We start from the raw sequence: 25436 nt of genomic DNA, 5'->3' as shown, positions 1-25436 counted from the left end.
TGATGTACTTAGTAAAATACGGAAACGCTACCTCTACTATTAATCAATAAGTTAGTATTGAATACTTAGACATTACTTCACCCAAACTATGAAAAAACAAACAACAACAGCCAAAAAGATTTTTAGAGTAGTATTGCTTATTTCTACAATTATTTCCATGTTTTTTGTGCCGTGGGTTTTAGTAAAAGCTTGGATTCCACCATTGCCAGATACCATTCAGGAACAACTAGAAAATAGCCTTGATTATGGTTACGAAGGAATTATTGTATATGTAGATCAAACAGGAAAACAACCTCAGTATTTTGCTGCAGGTTGGGATAATAGAGAAGAGAAGATTCCAGCTAAAACAGATGCTCTTTTTAAAATTGCAAGTATCAGTAAATTGTACAATGTTGTAGCAATTACAAAATTGGTAAAACAAGGTCGACTGTCGCTGGATAAAACGATTGTAGATTACTTGCCAGAATTAGATGGTAGAATAGAAAATGCGAATGAAATCACCTTAAGGTTAATGGTACAGCATAAAAGTGGAATTCCTAATTTTACGGATGCACCAAATTTTTGGGCTCAACCAACGGAAACTTACGAAGAAAGCCTTGCTTTAATTTTAGATAAACCTGCAAATTTTAAACCTGGTGAAGACTATGAATATTGCAATACAAACTATTTATTGCTCAGTAAAATAATGGACAATGTTTTAGGCTATTCTCATTTCCAGTTTATTCAAAAAGAAATATTATCTCCTTTACATCTTACAAATACATTTGCTTCTCTAAATGAAGTAGATAGTTTAAAAGTAATGAGTGGTTACCATATTGGGTACCCTTACAATTTAAGGGGAAATGAACATGGTATGTTAGCGACAGCAGAAGACGTAGGCATTTTTTTAAGAGCACTTAATAATGGTACTGTTTTTAGTGATGGAGAACAGGAAATTTATTCTTCAATCTATAAATATGAACATGCGGGGTGGGTTCCTGGGTATCAAAGTTTTGCAAATTATGATAAGGAATTAGATGCTATTGTAATTGTATTTTACAGTACTACAGATGCCGATTTATTATTTTGGAACTTATCAGAAATTATAAATAGTAGAATAATTAAGATACTAAAAAGAGAGCAAGAATAGATTATTAACATAAGCTTTGAAGCAATATGTTTTACTATTAAAAGTATGTTTAGTAGATTTCTATGAAAATCTATTGAGCATACTTTTTTCATAGAAATAGGGGCTAGATTGATTACTAATCATAATTATATCATCAAAAATAACAGGAATTGATGACCATTGAAAATATCCCAGAACACTACATTCAATCTGAGCTAGCAGAAAAAGAGCTTTTGATATATAACTTAAAAATGTCAAAAGAGATAATTAAAACAAAAGTAAACCTTAATATGCATATGTTTAGCTTCTTACAAAAAGGAAAGAAAGAAGTACATTATGCAGATAGGGCAGTAACAGTAAATGAGAAACAATCCATTTTGCTAAGAAAGGGGAATTGTTTGTGGAGTGAATTGCTCGATCCGGAGGAGAATTATTATTGTAAATTACTATTTTTTACAGAAGAAAGGTTGTCTAAATTTATTACTGAATATATAGATAAAGAAACAGCTGAAAATGAAGAGATAGAAGAAACTTTTTTCTGTATTGAAAATGATAATTATCTCACTTCTTACATAGATTCTCTTTTTAATATTAATGAACCTCAAGCCAAATTAAACGACAAGCTATTATCAATAAAATTTGATGAACTTTTAATCTATCTATTAAGAAAATATGGCAAATCATTTGAGAAGTTTTTATTATCTCTTGAAAGTCAGAAAAAGGATTCCTCTTTTAAAGTAAGTGTTGAACAAAATATATTTTCATCGTTAAGTTTAGAAGAAATTGCCTTTTTATGTAATATGAGTTTATCTACTTTTAAAAGACATTTTAAATTAGAGTATAATATATCACCTGGTAAGTGGTTAAGAGATAAGCGTTTAGAAAAGGCCAAAGAATTATTAGAAATGGAAAACAGAACGCCTTCAGACATTTACATGGATCTTGGTTATCATAATTTGTCTAATTTTAGCAATGCTTTTAAGAAGAAATTTGGTGTGAGCCCAACAGAAATAGCTTAAATGGATTTACTTTTTTATATCTGAACTTTTATCACAACAGATCGACCTTTTTAAGTAACAAAACGTAAAAAATGATCTAGTATGTTTGCTGTACAATCAGATAATAAATCTAAAAAATAATTACATGAATATCTCATTAGAAAACTCAGAAAAAATTATTAGTGCAGCAAAAGCTAAATCAGAAGCATTAGGAGTAAAAATGAACATTGCTGTAGTGGATGGTGGTGCTAACTTAACTGCATTTGCTCGTATGGACGGTGCTTGGTTAGGTTCTCTAGATATCTCAATTAAAAAAGCAAAAACAGCAAGATTCTTTGATATGAATACTGGTGTGATAGGTGAATTATCTCAACCGGGTGGAGCTCTTTACAATATTGAACATTCGAATAATGGTTTAATTACATTCCCAGGTGGTGTACCAATAAAATGTCCTGAAACAGGTAATATAATTGGTGCTATTGGTGTAAGTGGTAGTACTGTAGAAGATGATCATGCTGTTGCTATGGCTGGTGTTGAAGCCTTAGTAAAATAAAAAAATAATAAAGTTTATATAACTTGAAGGGAGCAATTAGGATAGTATCTTAATTGCTCTTTTTTTATCATTACTAATTGTATTAATTTAAGAACATCTTCAATTATATTCTTCAAGTAATTGAAAGAGAGCTACAGCTAAAATAGAATTGCTTATTATTAGGTTAGAAACTGCATCTGTATTTTAAAGAATACCCAATTATCTATTTTAAACCTAAGAAATACTCCTATGTTTTATCAACGTATTTTAGTATTAATGTGCTCTATAGCATTGTTTTTTTCATGTAATAAAGAGGAGGATGAAGAGATTGTAAGCAAAGAAGAAAATTCTTCGACTTTTGGTATTAGACATGATAAGAAATTAGCGGAATATGAAGCATTGACAGTTAATAGCGATAGTAACTTACCCAATTTTGACGCTGTAATACAATTTAGATATAGTTTAGACGGGAGCGATAATCAAGAATACACAGCATCTGGGACACTAATTGACGAAGAATGGATTTTAACTGCAGCACATAATTTTTATGTACAAGAAACACAATCGAGTCCTGCACCAGCCTCTGGTATTACGGTAAAAGTTGGAAATGACCCCAACAATCCGACTGCCGAATATTTAGTAACAGAAGTTATTTTACACCCTACATGGTTAACGGGAAATCAAGATTATGGCCACGCAAACGATTTATGTTTAGTTAAACTTTCTACACCCATAACAACCATAACACCTGTAAAACTAGTTAGTAAAAGTATAGAACAACTCGAAAGTGTAGTATGGATTTGTGGCTTTGGTGATTATTCAAAAAGGGCAGATCAGGATGATAACCTAGATTCTAAAAAACATGCAGTCAGTAATATTTTAGATAGAAAAGTAGACGGTTTAACTACTTCAGCTAATGGAGTTACTTATTCTGGCGGTCTTTTAGCTATTGATTTTGATAACCCTTCAGGTACTATTAATTCTTTAGGCGATGATTATATAAGTGAAGATGAACAAATACTTGGCAGTGGGACTAGTAATACAGTGGCACTTGATTTTGAAGGAACGACTGTTAAAGGAGATAGTGGAGGACCACTGTTTATAAATAACAATGGGGTTTGGGAAATAGCTGGTGTTTTATCTGGAGGAGCAACAAAACCAATTGCCAATCATACAGATGGTGATTACGGTGATATCAGTATTTTTGTTAGCGTGTCTACTTCTTATGATTGGATTATATTGGGAATTCAATAATAAATTTTTAGATTAAAAAATAAAGAGTATTTTTGCTGAAAAACTTAAAACTATGAATGAAAACTAACGTATTATATTCTCTAGTAATTCTATCTATCTTTTTTCAAAGTTGTGTCGTTTTATTACCTCATTCAGGAGAACTTGTATCAGCTCAGCCAATAGAAATCCCAACATATAGAGATAGTACAGAGTATATTTTAAATGGCTCTCTCAGTTTTTCTAAAGGGAATGGAAGAGGTCATTATTATGGTGAAAGTGGAAGCTTACAGTACGTTGATAATGTGTTTGATCATCAATCTTTATTTGGAAATTTATCATATTCAAAAGTAGCTAAATATCATCATATAGGTGTAGGGACAAGTTTTTATGTAGGTCAATTAAATTTAAATAGTTTACAAGATTTTGTAGGATCTGTAGAAAATAAATACGCTTTAAGAAAAGTTATAGATAACGGTTTGCCAGATTATTCAAATAATATTGGGAATATACCGAGTGCAACTAGTTATTATGGTGGTGGGTTTAATTTTAATTTAGGTTTTCAAATCCCTACTAAATATGTCAACTTCAGAATTATTAATTATCAGTTAAATATATTTTGGGATGGAGGGGAATATGATAATATTAGAGATAAAATACACACTTTACTAACTCAAGGAATTGATGAATTATATATTCCTAAATCTAATGCTGTGTTTATTGATCATATGTTTTACTCAGAATTAGATTTTAAAATTAGTAAATCTCTAGCTATGCATTTAAAAATGGGTTTAGGAAGCTCAAGTTACACAGATGAGTACTCTCCTAAAGCTACAATGAGTACATTGATAGGAGGTAGTGTATTGTACAAAAGGTTTAACATATCATATAATAATCGAATAATAAACTCATTTAATGTTTCATCAATTACAATGGGATATAGAATAAGGTGAATGTGTTTAATATAGTATTAGTGTTTCTATTTTAATAAATAACTCTTGAAAATCAACATTAAAGAAATGATTACATTAAAAAGAACAAACTCTACAGATATAGACTTTCAAAATTTAGTACTTCAACTAGATAAAGATTTAGCAATTAGAAATGGTGATACAAATGATTTTTTTGCTAAGTACAATACAACAGATCAAATTAAAAATGTAATTGTCGCCTATTACGATGATATACCAGTAGGTTGTGGTGCAATGAAAGAATATGCATTATCTGTTATGGAAATGAAAAGAATGTATGTAATACCAGAAATGCGAGGAAAGAAAGTGGCAGTTTTAATTTTACATGATTTAGAATGTTGGGCAACTGCACTAGGCTATAAAAAATGTGTTCTAGAAACAGGTGATAAAATGCCAGAGGCTATTGGTCTTTATAAAAAAAGTATGTATAAAATTATACCAAATTATGGTCAGTATGAAGAAGTAGAAAGTAGTATATGCTTTGAAAAGATTTTATAGGTGAATGATGAATTTGATTGGATTCAGGAGTTTAATCTGAACGCTGTCTCGTTTTGATTCAGAGTTTATTTTTTTCTTAGTTCATAATTAAGTTTTTGTGCAAATACACCTCCTTGACCCTGTTAGTGATTTGCCAGATAGAAGTTGTTTGAGTGCTAAGTCACACATTTGCAGTAATACAGCACTCTCTTTTTTGGATTGCCTGGCCAGATTTTAAATATATAAAATTTAAAAATTACGGATAGCGTTAATTTTATATTTTCTAATTGCTCTTTTTTATAAACTACTCTTGTATTTTTCTATTGTAAAAATTAAAGTCGTTGCCAATATTTTCTAATCTATTGGTAGGGTTCTGCCGTCCATTTGTAAGTTCAGAAACCTCTTTAAATAGGTAATCTTGTAATTCAGAAACCTTAATAATACCATCATTATTCTGGTCTGCATCTTCTTCCGATAAACCTTTTAGTAGTGCATAGGTAAATACACCATTTTTCCATTGTTCACCTTCGTAGGCATATTCCATACCACTAGCGCTACTAAAAATAAACGCACCTGTACCACGTCTTAACTCATTAAAAACAGCTTTAATGTTGCTTAATGTAGCGTCACTTTTTTTAGCACTTACTTTAACCTTTAATCCTCTACTATTTGCCGGACTTTCTGTACTTGCAATACCAGTACCCATGTCATTTTTGACATCTAAAAGTTCTCCACTCTGACAAGCATCTATAAATAGTGCTTTATTTCTTGCAGGGATGCTGTCTAATAGATTTTCGAGAACATTATAGCTTAGGCCTTTTTGTTCAGGTGCGTTAAAATCAATTTCATATGTTGAGAGAAAAAGTTGTTTGTTGGCCACAGTTCCGTGTCCTGCATAAAATATATATACTTGATCGTCTACGGAAGTTTCCATTAATCTAGTTTTGGTTGCTTTTACATTTTCAGAACTTACCATTTCGTTTTGCAATAGAATGGTTTCTATAGTAGTAGAATCAGTGGTATCAATAAATAATTGAGCAAAATCTTTAGCATCTTTATCAGCATATTTTAAATTCATATCTTTTTGCTGATGCTGCGATACACCTATACTTACAATAATGGTTTTTGGTTTTCTTTTATATTGATTATTGACCGTTCTAGCCCATCGGATGGATTCTCTACCTAGTGTATCTGTACAAGAAACTTCTATTTTATTTTCTCCCATAGATAAAGGTATTTTTTGATTTATATTGAAAACTTTATCACTAATTGACAGGGCAGAGGAACCATAAAAAGGAACATTATTTACCCAAATTTGCAATGATGCTAACGTCGAACTATCAGAGGCAGCAGTAATAGAGAGTGTAGTTTCTTTTTCATTGACTACTAAATTAGGTGCATTTTTAACTTTAATAGTAGGTATATTTTGTATGGCATCTACCACTGAAGTTGCTAATAAATCGATTCTTTTCTTCCTTAGTTCTGTATAATATTCCACCAATTTTGGATTGGCAAATTTTAATCTATCAAATACTATATCGGGTCTATTTAGCATCAAATCAAACTGTTCAAATTTATAGACATTATTATTAGATTTTATACTTATAAGGTCGTCAATACTTTTAGTAGATGTATAATATAGGTCTGGAGTATAGATAATATAATCCATACTAGGAGAGAGGTACATAGTAGCCAATAACTCACCAACATTTTGATCTACATCCCAAAACAAAATCTCTTTCTTCTCCGATGCAGTGACCAATACTTTATCGTCGTTCATTAAAAACGAACGGTAAGTATCTATAGGGAGTGGCCAGTGTTTTATAGATTTGGAAGTAGTTAAGTCTATAACTTCTAATTCTTTATTAAAATCAATACTATAGAGCAGTTTGTTTTTAGTAGATGTTGTACTTTTATAAGCTGTGTGTAGTACCGTTCCATCACTTAAGAAGTAATTAGAAGAGATGTTTTTTACCTCTGTATTATTTAATAATTTACCAGTTTTTGTTGTTAGATTATAAGTGAAGAAAGTATTACCATCTTTTATAAAAACTAACTCATGGTTATTTATAAAATGTATGTGATTAAAAAGATTACTTACACCAAAAGTAGAGGTGTTTATTTCAGAGATTTTCTCATGATTCTTCGTAGAATAGAGCAGCACTTTTACAACTTCTTGTTCGTAATAAGAACCATCTTTTTTTGTTATGTAGATACCATACATTGTATCATCAGGGCTTTTGAATAAAGCATACATTTTTTCATCTTCTTGTACCTCAATTTTAAAAAGCTTTTTATAGCTTTTATTAATCAAATCGTACTCCATTACGTATTGATTCTCTGAATAATCAATGCCTATTATTTTGTTATTTAAGCATATTTGTGATGAAAGATAATAAGCTTTTGTTGTCTCGTAGGTATAATCACCAGCAGTTTCAACAAGCTTATATTGACCTGTTTTCATTTTATGTTGGGTAAAAAACTCATTAGAAAAATCAACATACATCAATTCATTTCTAGAGAGGTAACTTACATAAAATGCACTTTGATTGAAAGGACTTACTTCCTTCTTTTTAAAGATATCGTTGGTGGGTGTATATAAAGTAAATAGATCTGCTAAAGGTGCTGTTGAAAAGATTTTCACCTTACTATTTGTATTTCCTATAGCGAGTAAATTTTTATTCACTTCTATAGCCGAAATAGGGCTGTCGGAATTTTTAAATGGCGTTATTTTGTTGATGAAATCACCTGTACTGAATTGCAATTGTACAACTTCATTATTTTGGTTAGAAACATAAAGTGCATCATTATTTTTATCAATAGTAAGTGCTCCATAATTCATGGAAATAGTACTTTCTTTAGGCAACTGATTAATTTTTTCTAAAGTTGATAGATCAACCTTATAAAAGCATTGGTCAATTTTTAAAGAATAGACACCTACCCATCCATTACTAAATAGGAAGGCAATTTTATTTTTATATTTCTTCGCCGCTAATAATTCACTTGTTTTTTTAACGGCATTGCTATATTCATATTCTTTATAAATGTAATTGCTTTTCAGTTTATTAATACTGATGGCATTAGAGTCGTTTTCAGAAACAATAACTAGTTGGTTACGATCTAAAAAAAGGGTATTATTCTCGTCGTATTGTAGGTATTCTATTGAGTTATAATCACTACTATCATAAATTTTCACTTCTTTAGAGAGTAGCCACTTTTCATTTACCTTGTGTTTTCCTCTATGAACTAACGTGTCTTCCTTTTGGTAAAACCACCCTTTATCACTACTAGTTTCGAAAAAAGTTTGCAGTCCATTTTTTAAATCCCATATACTAAAAGAGGAGTTGTTATCACGTATCAATAGTTGTTGTCCATTATTGATAAAATTTAACCCTTTTATTTTACCCTCATGAGATTTATTGATGTAAACAGAAAGCATATTTTCTCCAAATTGCTTCTCTTTAATTCTACTCTTATTTATTAATTTTTCTAAATCAATAAATTGGATTTCCCCTTTTTTTAATCCAATAATTACCTGATTGTTATGAAAATCAATTTGAGTTATTTTATCACCAATAGCATACGAACGAAGAAAAGTTGGGTTATCTAAAGCCAAAGAGGTATCATAGACAAATAATTCACTATTTCCATTTTTATTATTAAATGGGAATAATAATATATTTTTGTGTTCGATATACAAGTACGGTACACCATCAAACCAATCAAGGTTTAAATCTCCGAGTTTTTTATTTGCAGAAATTGGAGAAAAGCCTTTTATATTTAGCTTTTCGTATTGATTTAAAACTCTATTGTGTGATAGTATCGAAGTGAATTTTTCTGGCCATTCTTCAACCTTTTCAAAGCTACCTTTTTTAACCACATCAATTTTATAATTATTTGATGGAGACCCAAAGGAAGAGTGATAACATAGATAGATACTTTCTGATTTTTCGTCGTAGTGAAACCTATTAAATATTAGGTTATCTATAATTGCATTAAAATCATCGAATGTATTTACTATGGAATCTGATGATAAATTAAACGCATTAATCCCAGAGAGGTAATCAATTGAGTTTGCTCCAGCGTAATTAAAATAGGCATAGATGATATTGTCTTTTTTATTAATTGTAAAATGCAATCCATCTTTAGAAAATGATCCTTGTTTATTTCCATTATTTGCTAGTTGGTAAGATTTAATAAGTGGAAGTTCATTTTTTACCTCAGTATCTACAAAATCATATTTTTGGACTGTACCAGCTTTATTGACCCAAGTAATATCTTTATTTATTTCTTTAAACCCTTTTGGGAAATCAATATGTGGAGGAGCTTTTTTAGGAATAAAATTCCTTTGAGGAAACTCTGCAAACTGAATTCCACTTCCTGTAAAAATCCAAGTACCTTTCTCTACAATTTTTGTTGATAATATAGATACATTACTGTTCTTTGAAAGATTTAGATAAAAAGGACTTTGTATTTCTTTTACATTATTTTGTCCTATTGCATAATAGATTTTATCCTCGAAAAGTAGAAGTTGTTTACTACCAGCTTGTGTTAAAATATAATCGGATGCATTTCCTAAAGAAAAGTCGGAAAGAAAATACCTTTGGAATTTATTATTAATATCTTCTATATAATAACTGTTTTCTAACCTTGGAATTAGAGAAGTAGGGTTACTAATAGGAATAATATTTTTAATTGTTTTAGACGACCAATTATTGTTTTTCCAAATTGGTATTTTCCCATCTTTTAGGTATTTAGTTTTCCCTCCAGTAGTAAAAGAGACTAACTGTAGAGGAATTGTTTGCGTAGAACTTTTTGCTACATCTAGTACATTAAGTGTATCTAAAGTACTCAAAAAGCCATTTTTAAGGTATACTAATTGATTAGGTATAGATGAAATAAAGTACTTTTTAATATCTTTAAAATAAAAAGTACCTGTGTTTTTTTGTGTCTTCCAGTTTATTCTATCTATGCGATTTGTAAAACCATAGCTTTTCTGAAGAGCTGTAATCGATGAATCATTATCTAAGAACTGAAGCTGTTCATAATTTCCTTGAATCTTACCGATTAGTGCATTGTTTTTAACATCGTAAAATGTCAATTCACCAACTTTATTTTCATTTTTATGTAAAGAAGAAACGGCAACTATTGGTAACGAGGGGTGTATTTTTATATCAGTTACCTCACTATATTCACCTAAAGTCATGTATTGATATGTACCGTCTGCATTAATTAAAATTACCGCAAACATTCCATCTTGATCGTCATAACCTTGCATTAGACCAATTGCATAATCTTCGTTGGCATCCCCTACAGTAAAATAGTAGTTCTTATAAGGATAAAAAGAAGTTTGCTGGGCAAAAGAAGTAAGATAATAAAATGTAAGTAGTAAGTAGAAAAGAAGTAAACGCATGGAGAGTCTATTTTATTAATTATTCTCTAAAGATAGAACTAATGTATTAATTATTATAGACAAAACGAGTTTACTACACTATGATAACCTCTTCCAAAATATGAAATGAAATGTATAACTTTATCTTCATTACAAGCAGATATTATTCTTTTATATGAAGACAAGTATCTTAAAGTTTGATTATCTATCAAAATTGATTAGGTGATTACCTATTTTACTTCTGTCCCTTTAAATTTAATACGCTTGTCGTTGATATTTACCAACTCATTTAACTCATAAATATTACGATAACCATATCCATATAAATTGATAAAAACAGGAACATTTAAGGCCAACATTATTGGCTTTTTGTTTGATAAAATTTGCGTTTCTACAACATCAGGCTTTGGTTTTGCAACTTTAGATCTAAAATCTACTTGATCTCCAATAAAGTTATTATTGCAATAAATTAGAATAATTGTGTTTGGGTCTGGAATTAACTCCCATAGACTTTCTTGTGTATAATCTGCAAAAGTCAAGTTTACAGCGCCTTTTAAGTGTTTTCTATCGTACCTGAATTTAGAACGGCTGTCGAGAATAATTACGTTCTTTTCTTTACTCATCTCAAGAAACCTGTCTAAGCTTATAAGACGTTCCTCTCGATAAGGTTCAACTTCTTCAACCAATGTTTTAAAATCTGAATAACTAGCTAAAGATGCCTCATATTTTAATGGCAAAGTCTGTCCAAAGACTAAATTAAAAGGAAGAAATAAAAATGTAATGAATAGAAATTTTAGCATGTTTGTATAGTGTTTAGGGTATTGTATTTAAATCAAATAATAGACTAAATATACAAAATAAGCATTAAGTAAAAATAAGATGTCTATTTCTATCATTTCTTACAATAATTTACACATTCTTATTTTATCGTCTCTTACCAATTCATACTTTCTTTATCTAGCCCCATTCTTAATCATTTTGTCTAGTCCGTCCATAGCGTTACAGATTTAGACCTATTATATATTGATAGCATCGAGTGTAGACTCGGTGCTATTTTTACTTTTATAAGTTCTCATTTTTATTTCACTTTGCTGATGCATCTCAACAGGTGTCTTCATATAATTACTCCAATGAGGCCTTTCATTATTGTAAATATATACAGATTCTCTAATAAATTTATTCATTAAATCGAGATCATTAATTTTTATTCCTAAAATAAATTCTTGCTTAAGAATTCCGTTTATTCTTTCTGCTACTGCATTTTGATAAGGATCGTAAGATTCTGTCATCGAGCACAATACTTTATTTTCCTGAAGATGTCGTTGATACTCGTGACTACAATATTGTAATCCTCTATCTGAATGGTGTATCATTGGTAAATCAACATAGTTTCTATTTTTCAGTGCTTCTTTTAATGCTGCAATAGCTCCATTTGCATTCAAACTATCTGATACATTTAACCCCATTATTTTCTTAGAATAGGCATCTGTTACTAAGGAGAGATACATTGGGTTACTTCGCTCACCTATGTAAGTTATATCAGAAACTAATACTTGTTCAGGTCTATTTATTTCCAAATGCTCAATAAGGTTTTTATGCTTTTTAAATCTGTGATGAGAATTTGTAGTGACATGATATTGTTTTTTAGGCTTGATATCGAGTCGATTAGCCCTCATGATATCAAAAAGCTTATCTCTACCTACATTTAGTAATTGCAATTCAGGAAGAAGTAATTGATATAATTTCCTTGTCCCTATTTTAGTTTGCTTCAAACGAATTCTTTTCACTAAGTCTACTACTTTAGATGCAATACTATTATTCTTTTTTACTTTCCTTTTCGAACGATAATAAATTTGTCGATTTAACCCAAGCAATTCACAAGTCGGTTTGACTCCTATTTTTTCTTCTTTTTTGAATTGGTCAACTGCTTGGGTAAAGACTTTTTTCTAATAGGAATATTAAACTCATCCTCAGCAATATCGATCATCATATCAAAGAAAATTGCTTTTTTATCTGTTACGTAGAGTTGTTTTTCTAAAGAAGCTTTTTGCTTCTCTAATAATAGAACCTTTTGTTCTAGCTCCAATAATTTTTGTTCTGGTGTCTTTCCCATTTTTAAATCAGATTTATTATCCCAATCTAAATTACCATACTTTCTTATCCAAGTACGGATGGTACCATGACCTTGTATTCCATATTTAAGTCTTGCTGCCGTTATACCTATTTCCCCTCGTTCCACTTCATCTACAACTTGTAATTTAAAAGAGTAGCTATAATCTTTTTGTGTACGTTTAGTGTACTGATATTCTTGATCTTCATTCATAATGTTACGTTTTGTGTAACACTAATTCAGGACGAGACATTTGATGGAAATAAATAGATGTGTTTTATTTTAATGTAATAAGTGCATTAACACTCGTTAGTAATTTTTGAGGTAGTTTTGAAAATCGAATTTTGATAGTTTTTACCCTAAAAAAAAGCGCTTTTTTATCAACTAAATATATTGTAATCAGCAGTTTACCTTTTTATAATTTTTTCACAATTATGACCGTAACATAGGGTGTTTATCTACCGTATTACTAGCCATCTCAATTGTTTTGAGCATCATTTAATAAGAATAAAAATTATATGATATCAACTGAAATAATAGTTTAGAAAAATAACTGTAATGGAAATAATTGGAAGAAGTGACAAAGTGGATTTTCCTGATTTATACTTGGAAGACCTTGCTGTGAAAATAGATACAGGTGCTTATACTTCATCAATCCACTGTCATGATATAAAAGAAATAGAAATTAAAGGTATAAAATACCTTCATTTTAAAACACTTGACCCAGCGTATTTAAAATACCAAAATCAAGTAATTAAGGTAAAAGAATATACAGAAAAAAATATTAGAAGTTCCTTTGGGGAGGTTGAGAAACGATTTATAATAAAGACTCAGGTTATTCTTTTTAATAAGAAATACCCAATTGAATTATCACTTACTAATAGAAGTGAAATGAAGTTTCCTGTTTTAATTGGAAGGAAATTTTTAAATAAAAAATTTATGGTGGATACGTCTAAAAAGGACGAATCATTCCTACTAAAAAATAATTTAACTCAATAAAAAAGTAATAAAATGAAAATTGCAATTCTCTCTAGAAACAATAATTTATATTCTACAAAACGTTTAGTAGAAGCAGCAGAAGAGTTAGGACATGAAGCTATCATTGTAGACCATTTAAAGTGTACAATAGAATTAGAAAAGAAAAGCCCAAGAGTATTTTATAATGGTAAATACTTAGAAAATATAGATGCTATTATTCCAAGAATTGGTTCTTCAGTAACTTTCTATGGTACCGCTGTGGTACGTCAGTTCGAGATGATGAATGTTTTTTCTGCAGTGGGTTCTCAGGCATTGACTGATTCAAGAGATAAACTAAGAAGTTTACAAATTTTGGCTAAGGCTGGAGTGGGGTTACCTAAAACAGTGTTTACTAACTATGCAAAAGATGTAGATCATGTGATTGAATCTGTAGGTGGTGCTCCATTAATCCTTAAACTTTTAGAAGGTACACAAGGGTTAGGTGTTGTGTTAGCAGAAACAAAGAATGCGGCAAGTTCTGTAATTGAAGCTTTTAATGGTCTAAAAGCAAGAGTTATTGCCCAGCAATTTATTAAAGAATCTGGAGGGGCAGATATTCGTGTTTTTGTGGTAGACGGACGTGTAATTGGAGCAATGAAACGCCAAGGTAAAGAGGGTGAATTCCGTTCTAACCTACATAGAGGAGGTAGCGCAGAGTTAATTGAGTTATCTAATGAAGAAGAACTTACGGCATTAAAAGCAACAAAAGCAATGGGACTTGGTGTAGCAGGGGTAGATATGTTACAGTCTACAAATGGACCGTTGGTTTTAGAAGTCAATTCTTCTCCTGGTTTAGAGGGAATAGAAAATGCGACGAAAATTGATATTGCAAAAGAAATTATTAAATACTTAGAAAGAAATGTCTAAAGATAAATTTGTTCTTTTAGGAACGGAAATCCCTAAAGGGAAAGGTGCTGTACTTGAGTTAGAAGTTGCAAAACTACATACGAGTAATAGTTTGAAAGTACCTGTAATTGTAGAACGAGGAAAAGAAGATGGCCCTGTTTTATTGTTACTAGGCGGTGTGCATGGAAACGAATCGAACGGTGTTGCAATTGTTAGAGATATTATTAGAAAAAAATACAATATACCAAAGAGAGGTACTATAATTTGTATTCCTGTTTTTAACGTTTTTGGGTATTTAAATTTGACAAGAGAATTTCCTGATGGAAGAGATTTAAACCGCATGTTCCCAGGATCTAGTAAAGGTTCTTTGGCAAGTCAGTTTGCGTTTAAGTTTACCAAAGAAATTGCCCCATTTGTAGATTATGTTTTAGACTTTCATACAGGTGGTGCGGATAGAAGCAACTATCCTAATGTTAGATGTGATATTAACAATGAAAAGCAGCTTAGTTTAGCACAGGTTTTTGGTGCTCCATACCTAATGCATTCTAAATATATTGCACATTCATTAAGAGAAACAGTACATAAATTAGGGAAGACAATTATTTTATTTGAAGGTGGTAAATCATTGCAATTGGATAAGTCTGTAATAGATTGTGGTGTAACTGGAGCTATAAATGTCATGAAGTATTTAAAGATGCATGATGGCGAAATAGAGGTGAATTCAGAAACTGTTCTAATTGAGAAAAGTAAATGGATAAGAGCTTCTTATTCTGGCATATTTGAATCTGCTGTTGAGAATGGTCAGAAAGTAACAAAGAAAATGCTGTTAGGTAGAATATCAGACCCTTTTGGTAAATTTGAAAAGAAAATATATGCGCCTTTTGATTGTTATATATTTGGTTTAAATACAGCACCTAATGTATATAAAGGTGATGCGATTTTTCATGTAAGTGTTAATAAATAATGGAATAATCCATAGATAGGGTAACCTCTCGAATTATAATGAAATTATAGTTTAGGGGTTACCTTTTTCACGTCTCAAAAAGGAGCTGCTTTTAAAGACGAACTGTATTATTTGCCTTGTTATGTACCCTAAGCAAAAAAACTAAGTATTGTTTTATATATTCCTATAAAACAAAAAGAGGTTACCACAGTATGATAACCTCTTCCAAAGTATGAAATGAAATGAATTCTTAACTAACTATTTTATCACTATTATATTATAAGATTGAAAATGAGTCTGAATATAATTTGCCGCCTATTTCTAGCTCTGCTACATAAACACCAGCTGGCAACTGATTTAATTCATATTTTTTTAATTTTTTGGCTTCTGCTAAAAACTTGTTTGTATAAAGAATTTCGCCATTTTCTTTTTTAAGGCGCATCTTCACAAACCCTTTAACATTCTTTTCAAGAAGTAAGAAAAGTGCTTCATCTTTTACAGAAATACGAAATTTATCTTGATTAGAAGTAAGCGAATAATTAAGCATAATGGATGTTTTTGATGGAGTCACAAAAAACTCTCTTTGCATTATTTTATCCTCAAAACTCATTCTGAATATAAAATTTCCTTCAGGTAAAGATTTTAGGTTAATATCTTCTACTATACGTCCTGTACCAATAATTTTCTTTTCGTAAAAAACGTCTCCTTGCTTATTCGTAATAATAAAGTTTATTTCTTCTCCATCTAAATCATTAAATATTAAACTAACGTCTTTTCCGTTTAAAGATGATTTAAAGAAATATGATATGCCATTATAAGGTAAATAATAAATTGAAGATGCATAGGATGTTATTGTAAAAAAGAATAATAGTACGAAAGCACTTAGTTTGATTAAATTTTTCATGGTAGTATATGTTTTAATAATTGAGAGCGTGTTTAAATTGTAATTGATCTTTTTGTTGTTGATCATGTTACAAATGTAGGGGAAGTATTTTTCTTTAAAGATGCCGATCAGCAAGTAAATACAATCTTTTATACCATAAAATTAACTGCTATTTCGCAGTTTTTGAATTAATAAAATTGTAAAGAAACTGATATTCAATTAAAAATATTGAAATAATAGGTGTGTTTTATTTAAATGTATAAACAACATTATATATTCACTTATTTTGAATTCTATTGTATAGAGTAAAGTATACTACGCTGTGACAGGTTTTTTAATCACAGTAAAGACATTAATTTTCACCAAAGAATAATCAAATTAAGGGAGAATAATTACAAATTATTTTCTTCGCCCATAAACTTTTTATACTCCTTTAATCTTTCTGTTTTTGGTGCTTCATCAAAAAAGCGAGCCCCTTTTCCAATTCTATCCTGATCGCCAAGTTCAATTCTAGCATCTTCCATAGCAGCTAATAGTTCCTTCACTTTTTCAGGATACTGATTCGCAACATTATTTTTCTCTTCTTTATCTATTAATAAGTTAAATAGCTTTATTTCGTGCACGGCATCAATTTTTCTTTTAGCCCATTTCATAAATTTTGGTTTCGCTGGGCGAGGGAGTATCAGCTTCCATTCTTTATCTCTTATAGCATGTAAATGTGTGTATGCGTAATAATAGAAATATTGTCTTTCACTTTTTTCTTCCTCTAAAATTACTTTAGAAATGTCAATTCCATCAATAGTTAGTGCTTCTGGAAACGAACTTTGAGTAAGTTTTGAAAAAGTAGGGAAGAAGTCAAGTGTAGTTAGAAGTTCAGTATTTGTAGTTCCTTCATGCAATTTTCCTTTCCATTGCATAATACATGGAACACGAACGCCACCTTCCCAAGTTTGCGTTTTATTGCCTCTTAATGGGTAAGCACTTCCGCCATGATCACCAATAATATCTTCTATCCAAGGACCGTTATCAGAGGTAAAGATTACGAGTGTATTTTCTTCAATGCCTTCCTTTTTTAATGTTTTTAATACCTCTCCAACACTCCAATCTAATTCTTCAATCACATCACCATAGAAACCATCTTCAGATTTCCCTCTAAATTTTTTAGAAGCTCCTAAAGGAACATGAGGCATATTATGGGCTAAATACAAGAAGAACGGTTTGTCCTTGTTTTTTTTAATAAATGAAGTTGCTTCTTGAGTGTACAAACCCGTTAATAAGCCCATTTCTTCTACCGTATTTATTTTCATTACAGTATCTGTATTAGAAAGTAATGTACATCTGTATTTTGATGAGTTGATTAATTTTGTATGTCCATTGTATTTTGGTGTCCCATAAAATTTATCAAAACCTTGTTCAAGTGGCATTTGTCCAGGACCCTCTCCTGCATGCCATTTCCCAATACAAGCAGAAGTATATCCTTGTGGTTTTAGTACTTCTGCAATGGTAATTTCTTTTGGATGAAGTTGGGTATGAAAGTTCTTTTTATTCTGAGGCTCTCCAATTCGTATAGGATAACTTCCTGTTAAAAGTGCAGCTCTAGAAGGTCCGCAAAGTGGTTGTGCATAAAAGTTAGTAAACTTAATTCCTTCACTTGCCATCTGATTTAAATTGGGTGTCTTTATGCGTGGAGCTCCATAAGGCTCAATATCATTGTAGCCAAGGTCGTCTGTGAAAATAAGTACAATATTGGGCTTTTTAGGTAACTCTTCTGATTGGAAAGTTGTTTTGTTACAACTCGTGAATGCTATTATTATTGATACAAAGAGGTGTGTGTGTTTCATTCCATCATCATTTTTATAATTCATATTTCTTTTTTCATCAGGTTCAGACCACTACTTAAGTTGTAGGCTGATCTTGATAGTTTGAAATTTTACTTTAAAGAGTGTTTTTCAATTTGAATACTAAAGGTTCATCATCAACTGTAACTTCTTTTACAGATTTATAATACTTTATCTGTTCACCTATTTTGATAGACTTCACTTTAAGTACCCCATATTTCACATTTAATTCCACAGTATATTCTTCATCTTCTTTTTCAATACTACAACTGCCCCAAGCACTACCATTTGCCCAGAAGTAATTTCCTTCTTTTTCAATAAACTGAATTGATTTATTAACTCCTGAATAATTGAAATCACTTTCAGCTAAGATACCTGCCCAAGATGCCATTGCTCTTGCATAATGATGTCCACATTCGGCTTCATCAAATGGGTTTCTTTTTTTACCATCGTAACGGTCACGGATATTTTTAATGGTTCTTAAACCCTCTGCTTCCATACCTTCGTACAACATGCCAATAGCAGCAGTATATTCAAAACCCGTCATTACCTCTGCCCAATAAGGAAAAGGAACTCTTGGTCTACCACCTTTAGGCCAACTTGCCATTAAAAGTGCTTTTTCATCGCCCATAGTGTACGATCGCATATTATTAAAGTGCTCAAACATATCTTCTTTCTGATTGTATTTAAGAATACTTTCTAAAGTTGTTTTTACATTTTTTTCTTTCACTAAGTACCCTAAACCGAGTATATGTGCCATATATTGCCCCACTAACTGATCTACCAAACAACCAGAAGCTAACTGATAAAAAGGATCGTCTAAGTCTAACCCGTTTCTACGGTATCCTTGAATTAAACCTTTAGGAATATCTGCTTTAGAAGTAGGCATTTGGATTTTCTGCTCATAATATTCACCATTAAAAAGATGAGTATCTGTCCATTCAGAACCATAATCAAAAAGCTGTGTACACTTTTTGGCAAACGCTTTATCATTTACTTGATTTGCCATTTTTTCTGCAGCTTTAAGTGCACCTAAATACCAAATTTGCATTTGAGGGTTAGGACCATAATATTCCACATCCATAGTATTGTGCTGCACACCTTCCATTACACCATCTTGGTTTCCATCCCAACCATTTTCAATCCATGCATACGAAAGAGCAAGCTTTACTTTGGGCCACCATTTTTCTAAAAAGGCAGCGTCTCCAGATAATTGCCATTCACGATAGAATTTCATAATAGTACCCATCTGCCCATCAGCTGCGGCTAAATCAATTCCAGAAGCACCTTTTTGTAATGGGAGTTTGGTTCTAAATCCCATGTGTCCGTTATCAGATAAAGCATAATCAAATTCAACTTCTCTCATGCCCATTGCCAAATCATTAAATAAGAAAGGAGTAGTCTGTTCGTAATTCCAAACGTGAGTACAAGAACCAAAGCAAGAGCCTTTTCTATCCATAATTCCTTCCCAGCCAAACATTTTGCCATCTTCAATTCTAAAAACAGTTTGAGAACGCAAGGTGCTTATATTAAATAAAGCAGCTTCTTTAACCTGTGCAGAGTAAGAGCTATTTACAAAAGCAGTTACAAAATCTAATGTTTGATTAGTAAGTAAAGGCAGCTGATCAACTTCTTTAGTAATTACATCCCACGCATCTGTATATTGTGTAGCGTAGAAATTTTTCAGTTTCTCTGTAGACCAAGCATAACGGTTAGGGAAGTTCCAAGTAAGGTAAAAAGTAAATGTCTTTTTTTCTCCAACTTTCAATGTTTTTTTAACAGCTAAAGATGCCAAAGGGTCAGGGTCAATTTGTTTTTCTTTTTCAACTAATAAACCATTTTCACTAAATTCATCCCAGAAGTTTAAAGTACTATTATACCAATCGTTTTTAACTGAACTAGTTCGATAAGTAATTTTACTATTGAGATCATTCGGTGTAGAAATCGCAAAAGTACCCCAAGCAGCATCGTTTTTATCTACAGAATCAGAATACATATAAATACCTTTTAGTTGATCAGATTCACGGTATTCATTTTTATTGTATTTCTCCCCTTTAGGTATAAAATCTCCTTTCCAATCTGAAGTAAAATTACTTCCATCTTTTCCAATAAAGTTTCTGATATTACCAGATATAGCTACTTCAATTTCTTCTGTACTTGTATTTTCAACTTCGTAGTTAAGAATTGCAATTGGTATACCCGATGCATCAGAATTAGTAGGTATTAAAGGATTATATCCTACAATTTTCACTTTAACAGGCATTGTTTTATCAGATAGATTTACAATACCAAACGGGTAAGAAGTTTCGAAAGAAGCATTTCTAAAACGAGGAAATCCGTGATGGTTTACCGAACGTCCCTCGTAATGTTGGTAATCTGCAAAATCAATAGGACCAAGTAAAGCCTTAGTATTAGCTGCAGTATTTTTCTTTTTTGTATAGATGGCAAAGAACGGAGCGTCGTTACCTGTAGTTACAGTACTGTATCCCTTTGCAGGTACATTCATGATTTCCCAATCTTTTAAAGCTCCATTTCCACCAAGAGAAACAGTACCCGTTCCAATACCTCCAATTGGGAGCGCAATCCTGTGTAAATGGTTTTGATCGTAACTTTTTAGAATAGGGATCCGCTCGCTTAAAAGAGGAGTTTGTGCTTGTATTCCTTTAGGGAGAAATACTGCAATTATGAATAGTATAGTATAAAAAATAATGTTCATCGCTTTATGTTTTAATGTACCTAAATAGAGAATGATATAGGTATTCAACATTAATAATAGTTCCTCATTTTTGATAGTACTATTTACTTAAAATTTATGTGGATTGGGATTTTTAGGTTTAGAATTAGTAGCAGTAATAATTCAAAAAATTAACCACATAGTATATACATTAACATAGAGTTTATTAACTAGAAAAGTTTTTTTAAAAAATAAGAGGTATACTTTTATGAATTAGTAAAAAGTATAACTCCTATTTCAATTAATAACACTAACTGAACAATAATTGTATTATTCGATAATCAATTTTTTATTGATTACGCCACCTGATACTGTAATTGAAACGATATAAACACCAGGGGATAATTTATTTACACTGTATTTCTTTTGTGCCTTAAACATTTTTTGAAGTATACCTCTTGTATCTATAATGTTGATTTCGATAATCTTTTGTTCAGATTCCACTCTAAAATAAGAAGATGTTGGGTTTGGGTAGATAGATACTGAAGTTTCATATGTTGGTACATTAGTAATTTCATTTAATGACCACTTAGCATACAAATCTAGATCCCCAGAAGATCCTGTGGGAATTTCATCAATTGATGTTGTAAATAATGCATCGGAATACCAACCTTCAAACGTATACCCTTCGCGTTCCAATGATGGTAATTCTATTAATTCACTTTCTATCGTATAACTTACAACGCCTTCATAACCTTCGGCATTATGATAGTTTATTGTATAGTTATATAAAACCTTCTTAAACCTTAAAACGTGGTTTTCTTGGACTTCTTTTAATTCATAAAATATAGGTGAAATTTCAAATCCTTCATCAAATTCAGTTGATCCAGAAATAATATTTGAACCTTTTCTTACAATAAAGGAAGCACTTTTCTGACCTTCAAATGACAGAAAATAAGTACCTAACACACCAAAATCTGTTTTTCCATCTTCATATAAAAGTGTAATTAAATGTCCCGTGAATGAAAAATCTAATCGATAACCTTTTGTTAAATCAACTACTTCCTCTTCTCTACCATATTTTTCACCTGTATTAGATACCCATCCATTAACAACTTCATAAATATTACGAGAAATATAAGACGGCAATAATAAACGCTCAAACTGATTATCTGAAAAAGCATTCTCTCCGATATATACAACAGATGAAGGTATAGATATTGATGTTAATTGATTGCCTGAAAATGCTTCTTTATCAATACTTACAAGACTATCAGGTAATACTACATTTGTTAATTCTTTATTTTTAAATGCAGATTTGCCAATTGCAATTATCTTTACGCCATCAATATATTGGGGTATTTCAATAGAAGTCTCTTTACCATTATACGCTATAATTTTACCATTTTCAACAGAATAATCATTTTTAGGAGTCTGATCTTCTATACCATAAAAATAATATCCTTTAACAGGTACCTCTTCATTAGATTTACCTTCATTCCAATTTCCTTCAAATGTAGGTTTTGGAAGAATAAAGGTTTGAAAATTATTAATATTAAAGGCATTTAGTCCAATTTCTGTAAGTGAATTTGGTAATTCAACGCTATTTAGTGCATTATTAGCAAATGCATATCGACCAATACTTGTAATAGATTCAGTAAACTCAATAGCAATTAATTTGTTATATTGAAAAGCAGATGCTCCAATTGTTTTTAATAATGGAGGAAGATCAATATTAACTAAATCATTATCAAAAAAGGCATAGTTTGCAATACTTATAATAGATTCAGATAGTTTAATATCAGTTAATCGATTATTGGAAAAAGCAAAATGATCTATACTTGTAATGGAGTTTGGTAAAATAATAGTTGTTAATTTATTTGCTGAAAATGAATGGGTATTTATCGTTGTTATTGATGTTGGCAGTTCAATTTCCATTAATTTATTATTAGAAAATGCACCAGAACCTATATTTGTGATTGATTCAGGAAACTGAATTTCTGTTAATTTATTGTCATGAAATGTGAACTCTCCAATGCTCTTCAGTGAATTTGGTAAAATTAACTTCTTTAATAATTTATTTTGAAATACACTATCTGCAATAGAAGTTACAGTTTGACTATTAATGATTGAAGGAATTTCTATTGCTTGATCTGACCCGAAATAAGCCTTAATAGTTCCATTTTCAATTAATATATCATCAGAAGATAAAGTCATAATTTCATTAGGAATATAATAATACTCCCCATTTACTGTCACTTCATTATTTATGACTTCAACATTCCACTCTCCATCATTAACTATTTCAGGAAGAGTTAAATTAGAAATTTGATTTCCTGAGAATGCATATAAACCAATATCGGTGATTGAATTTGGTAATTCTATTTCACTTAAATTATTATTATAAAATGCATCTCGTCCAATACCAATTAAAGTCTCTGGTAACACAATACTATTTAGTTCATTATTCACAAAAGCTTCATGACCTATATATATCAATGAATCTGGAAGTACTACGCTTTCTAATTTATTTTGATAAAACATTCTATCACTAATATATGAAAGTGAATTTGGCAATGTAATACTAGTTATTAAGTTATTTGAAAAAGCAGAATAACCAATCCTTAATAAGGATTCGGGTAATTCAATATTCGTCAATAAATTATCTGAAAAAGCAAAATTACCAATACTTAATAATGATTCAGGTAATTCGATACTTTCCAATCGGTTTAATGAAAAAACGGCATTATGAATATGTAGTAATGAATCAGGTAATACAACATTTCGTATTTGATTTAACTGAAAAGCACCACTACCTATTTCAGTTAATGATGCTGGAAATTCGACACTTTCAATAGAATTAAATTGAAAGGCTCCTCTTCCAATACTTTTCAATGACATTGGTAATTCAATTTGTATTAATGCATTCGAAGTGAATGCAAAATCACCAATATTTTTTAAAGTATTAGGTAGAATTACACCTAATAAAGTTTTATTACTAAAGGCTCTCTCACCAATTGAAGTCACTTCTTGCCCATCTAAAATAGGTGGTATGATAATATGAGTATACGCACTGTGGTATTCTTTTATTTCCCCATTCACAATTGTCACATCCGATTCCGTAAGGGCATGATTGATTTGTGCGTAATTGGTTAAAGACGTTGATAATATTATCAATGTTATTAGTAGTAGTCTCATTGTTGCTTTAAATAATATTTTATTGTTTGTATAAGTAAATCCACTAAGTTTAATGCAAGTTATAAAAATATATTCAACGAATAAATAGGTGTAAAAAGAATTAGTAACACAAAATCTACTGAGAATTAATTTGTAATTATTGTATGTTGTAAATCTCTATAATATGTGAGTTAAGCCCTTGTTTATAAATATAGATCAGTTATATTTTTTTAAATATACACTTACTCTTACACTTGAAATAACAGGAGATAATTATAATGTAATTCAAAAATATAGTTATACTTTATTGATGTATAATAAATACCCCATTGCTACTGAACCAATAACCACTCCTACAAGAAATAGTGAATGGACTAATTTTTTATTTGAGTGATAGAATCCTACTAGTTTTTTCATTGTTTTTAGCAGATTAAGTGATTTTTTTAGAAAAGAAATGTAATTTAAATTAAGAAGAAAATAACATATATCATTCCTAAATTAAATCCAGCATGACATACGATAGCACCCCAAATAGAATGTGTCCAATTTTTCATTTTGATAAATAGTAGACTAACTAGAAACATACTAATTATCCATATTACAGTTGGTATTGGATAAAATTTCCAACTATCATTAATATATAAAATACCAAAATGAGAGACATGAACTAAAGCAAAAGATAAACTATCAATTACAGTTGCTAATCGATCTCCTAAAGAATTCGATAGTCCGGTATGCACGAGCCCTCGAAAAAATAATTCTTCTCCTAAAGGACTAAATATCATTCCTGTTATTGACATTATGATGAAAAGTGTCATTTTATCATCATCAGAAATAACGCTAGGTATATTGTAAGATTCTCGAATATACACATACCAATTTTCATAAGTAACTCCAAATAAATTAATACCGATAAGATAAAGTATATAACTAAATAAGATTCCTATTAAAAGGCAAAAAAATAACTTGTAGTATTTATTAGGAGCACATACTCCAATTTCTTTTAGTCCACTTTTATTCAAGAAAACAAAGGGAATTAAACCAGAAAGTAACATTATTAGACCAATTGAAGAATAATTTTGCGTTACATTGGCTTTTAAAACCAAGTAAAATCTAGGGATACAAATTAACAGAAGTATCGATATACTAAACTTCCAATTTAGTTCTAGTTTACGACATAAAAATGGTCTCAATGGTTTAGCGTTTTTAGTAAGCATGAGTAACAGTTAGTTTAAAATAT

General features: G+C 30.5%; 18 protein-coding genes. 9 read left to right on the top strand and 9 right to left on the bottom strand.

The genetic code is table 11. The annotated features are described in order from the left end of the window. Nucleotides 1-88 precede the first annotated feature (88 nt). The 6 genes from KM029_RS22120 to KM029_RS22095 all read left to right on the top strand — a co-directional run bounded on the left by KM029_RS22120 (nt 89) and on the right by KM029_RS22095 (nt 5337). Nucleotides 89-1129 carry a serine hydrolase domain-containing protein gene (locus KM029_RS22120; RefSeq protein ID WP_144075984.1) on the top strand — a complete coding sequence of 347 codons (1041 nt, stop codon included), beginning with the start codon at nt 89-91 and terminating at the stop codon, nt 1127-1129. 230 nt (nt 1130-1359) lie between these two features. Beyond that, the gene (locus KM029_RS22115) at nt 1360-2127 is read left to right on the top strand and encodes a helix-turn-helix domain-containing protein (RefSeq protein ID WP_205125512.1); all 768 of its coding nucleotides are present in this window, start codon (nt 1360-1362) and stop codon (nt 2125-2127) included. Nucleotides 2128-2251: 124 nt separating this feature from the next. Next, nucleotides 2252-2659, top strand: coding sequence for a GlcG/HbpS family heme-binding protein (locus tag KM029_RS22110; RefSeq protein WP_144075982.1), 408 nt, complete (start codon nt 2252-2254; stop codon nt 2657-2659). 228 nt (nt 2660-2887) lie between these two features. Then, complete coding sequence (locus tag KM029_RS22105; RefSeq protein ID WP_144075981.1) at nt 2888-3892, top strand: S1 family peptidase; 1005 nt, start codon at nt 2888-2890, stop codon at nt 3890-3892. A gap of 56 nt (nt 3893-3948) precedes the next feature. Next, a complete protein-coding gene (locus KM029_RS22100) occupies nt 3949-4821 on the top strand; it encodes a hypothetical protein (protein WP_144075980.1) in 873 nt (290 codons plus the stop codon). 66 nt (nt 4822-4887) lie between these two features. Continuing rightward, a complete protein-coding gene (locus KM029_RS22095; RefSeq protein WP_144075979.1) occupies nt 4888-5337 on the top strand; it encodes a GNAT family N-acetyltransferase in 450 nt (149 codons plus the stop codon). A gap of 283 nt (nt 5338-5620) precedes the next feature. Here the strand turns inward: KM029_RS22095 and KM029_RS22090 are convergent, their stop codons facing one another. The 4 genes from KM029_RS22090 to KM029_RS22075 form a co-directional block, all read right to left on the bottom strand. Continuing rightward, nucleotides 5621-10729: a caspase family protein gene (locus KM029_RS22090; RefSeq protein ID WP_144075978.1), complete on the bottom strand. Its 5109-nt coding sequence runs from the start codon at nt 10727-10729 to the stop codon at nt 5621-5623. Nucleotides 10730-10938: 209 nt separating this feature from the next. Continuing rightward, a complete protein-coding gene (locus tag KM029_RS22085; protein WP_144075977.1) occupies nt 10939-11508 on the bottom strand; it encodes a rhodanese-like domain-containing protein in 570 nt (189 codons plus the stop codon). A gap of 216 nt (nt 11509-11724) precedes the next feature. After that, nucleotides 11725-12582, bottom strand: a complete 858-nt coding sequence (locus tag KM029_RS22080; RefSeq protein WP_205125414.1) for an IS3 family transposase — start codon at nt 12580-12582, stop codon at nt 11725-11727. A 20-nt stretch (nt 12583-12602) separates the two neighbouring features. Then, nucleotides 12603-13031 (bottom strand): transposase, encoded by a 429-nt coding sequence (locus tag KM029_RS22075; RefSeq protein ID WP_205125428.1) that lies wholly within the window; start codon nt 13029-13031, stop codon nt 12603-12605. A 345-nt stretch (nt 13032-13376) separates the two neighbouring features. Between KM029_RS22075 and KM029_RS22070 the strand changes: the two genes are divergently transcribed. The 3 genes from KM029_RS22070 to KM029_RS22060 are packed head-to-tail and all read left to right on the top strand — an operon-like array spanning nt 13377 to nt 15645. Next, on the top strand, nt 13377-13817 hold the full coding sequence (locus KM029_RS22070; RefSeq protein WP_144075976.1) for an ATP-dependent zinc protease family protein: 441 nt from the start codon (nt 13377-13379) through the stop codon (nt 13815-13817). Nucleotides 13818-13829: 12 nt separating this feature from the next. Beyond that, nucleotides 13830-14702 (top strand): 30S ribosomal protein S6--L-glutamate ligase, encoded by an 873-nt coding sequence (gene rimK / locus KM029_RS22065; protein ID WP_144075975.1) that lies wholly within the window; start codon nt 13830-13832, stop codon nt 14700-14702. Then, nucleotides 14695-15645, top strand: a complete 951-nt coding sequence (locus KM029_RS22060; RefSeq protein ID WP_144075974.1) for a succinylglutamate desuccinylase/aspartoacylase family protein — start codon at nt 14695-14697, stop codon at nt 15643-15645. Before rimK ends, KM029_RS22060 begins: the two co-directional genes overlap by 8 nt. Before the next feature lie 256 nt (nt 15646-15901). Here KM029_RS22060 and KM029_RS22055 read toward each other — a convergent pair whose 3' ends face one another. The 5 genes from KM029_RS22055 to KM029_RS22035 form a co-directional block, all read right to left on the bottom strand. Then, on the bottom strand, nt 15902-16528 hold the full coding sequence (locus KM029_RS22055) for a hypothetical protein (RefSeq protein ID WP_144075973.1): 627 nt from the start codon (nt 16526-16528) through the stop codon (nt 15902-15904). Nucleotides 16529-16899: 371 nt separating this feature from the next. Continuing rightward, on the bottom strand, nt 16900-18372 hold the full coding sequence (locus KM029_RS22050; RefSeq protein WP_144075972.1) for a sulfatase family protein: 1473 nt from the start codon (nt 18370-18372) through the stop codon (nt 16900-16902). A gap of 70 nt (nt 18373-18442) precedes the next feature. Continuing rightward, entirely contained in the window at nt 18443-21061 is a 2619-nt protein-coding gene (locus KM029_RS22045) for a GH116 family glycosyl-hydrolase (protein ID WP_144075971.1), read from the bottom strand. 288 nt (nt 21062-21349) lie between these two features. After that, nucleotides 21350-24217, bottom strand: a complete 2868-nt coding sequence (locus tag KM029_RS22040) for a leucine-rich repeat protein (protein WP_144075970.1) — start codon at nt 24215-24217, stop codon at nt 21350-21352. 440 nt (nt 24218-24657) lie between these two features. Continuing rightward, entirely contained in the window at nt 24658-25413 is a 756-nt protein-coding gene (locus tag KM029_RS22035; RefSeq protein ID WP_144075969.1) for a CPBP family intramembrane glutamic endopeptidase, read from the bottom strand. Between the last annotated feature and the right edge of the window lie 23 nt (nt 25414-25436).

Source organism: Flammeovirga kamogawensis (genome assembly GCF_018736065.1).
GTDB classification, from domain to species: Bacteria; Bacteroidota; Bacteroidia; order Cytophagales; family Flammeovirgaceae; genus Flammeovirga; species Flammeovirga kamogawensis.
This window is presented reverse-complemented; position numbering and strand designations above follow the sequence as displayed.

Bases quoted from the DNA above. Each gene is read 5' to 3' on its own strand.
- KM029_RS22045 (WP_144075971.1), bottom strand. From the start codon at position 21,061: ATGAACATTATTTTTTATACTATACTATTCATAATTGCAGTATTTCTC.
- KM029_RS22040 (WP_144075970.1), bottom strand. From the start codon at position 24,217: ATGAGACTACTACTAATAACATTGATAATATTATCAACGTCTTTAACC.
- KM029_RS22070 (WP_144075976.1), top strand. From the start codon at position 13,377: ATGGAAATAATTGGAAGAAGTGACAAAGTGGATTTTCCTGATTTATAC.
- KM029_RS22075 (WP_205125428.1), bottom strand. From the start codon at position 13,031: ATGAATGAAGATCAAGAATATCAGTACACTAAACGTACACAAAAAGAT.
- KM029_RS22120 (WP_144075984.1), top strand. From the start codon at position 89: ATGAAAAAACAAACAACAACAGCCAAAAAGATTTTTAGAGTAGTATTG.
- KM029_RS22100 (WP_144075980.1), top strand. From the start codon at position 3,949: ATGAAAACTAACGTATTATATTCTCTAGTAATTCTATCTATCTTTTTT.
- KM029_RS22055 (WP_144075973.1), bottom strand. From the start codon at position 16,528: ATGAAAAATTTAATCAAACTAAGTGCTTTCGTACTATTATTCTTTTTT.
- KM029_RS22090 (WP_144075978.1), bottom strand. From the start codon at position 10,729: ATGCGTTTACTTCTTTTCTACTTACTACTTACATTTTATTATCTTACT.
- rimK (WP_144075975.1), top strand. From the start codon at position 13,830: ATGAAAATTGCAATTCTCTCTAGAAACAATAATTTATATTCTACAAAA.
- KM029_RS22095 (WP_144075979.1), top strand. From the start codon at position 4,888: ATGATTACATTAAAAAGAACAAACTCTACAGATATAGACTTTCAAAAT.
- KM029_RS22105 (WP_144075981.1), top strand. From the start codon at position 2,888: ATGTTTTATCAACGTATTTTAGTATTAATGTGCTCTATAGCATTGTTT.
- KM029_RS22035 (WP_144075969.1), bottom strand. From the start codon at position 25,413: ATGCTTACTAAAAACGCTAAACCATTGAGACCATTTTTATGTCGTAAA.
- KM029_RS22085 (WP_144075977.1), bottom strand. From the start codon at position 11,508: ATGCTAAAATTTCTATTCATTACATTTTTATTTCTTCCTTTTAATTTA.
- KM029_RS22115 (WP_205125512.1), top strand. From the start codon at position 1,360: ATGTCAAAAGAGATAATTAAAACAAAAGTAAACCTTAATATGCATATG.
- KM029_RS22110 (WP_144075982.1), top strand. From the start codon at position 2,252: ATGAATATCTCATTAGAAAACTCAGAAAAAATTATTAGTGCAGCAAAA.
- KM029_RS22050 (WP_144075972.1), bottom strand. From the start codon at position 18,372: ATGAATTATAAAAATGATGATGGAATGAAACACACACACCTCTTTGTA.
- KM029_RS22060 (WP_144075974.1), top strand. From the start codon at position 14,695: ATGTCTAAAGATAAATTTGTTCTTTTAGGAACGGAAATCCCTAAAGGG.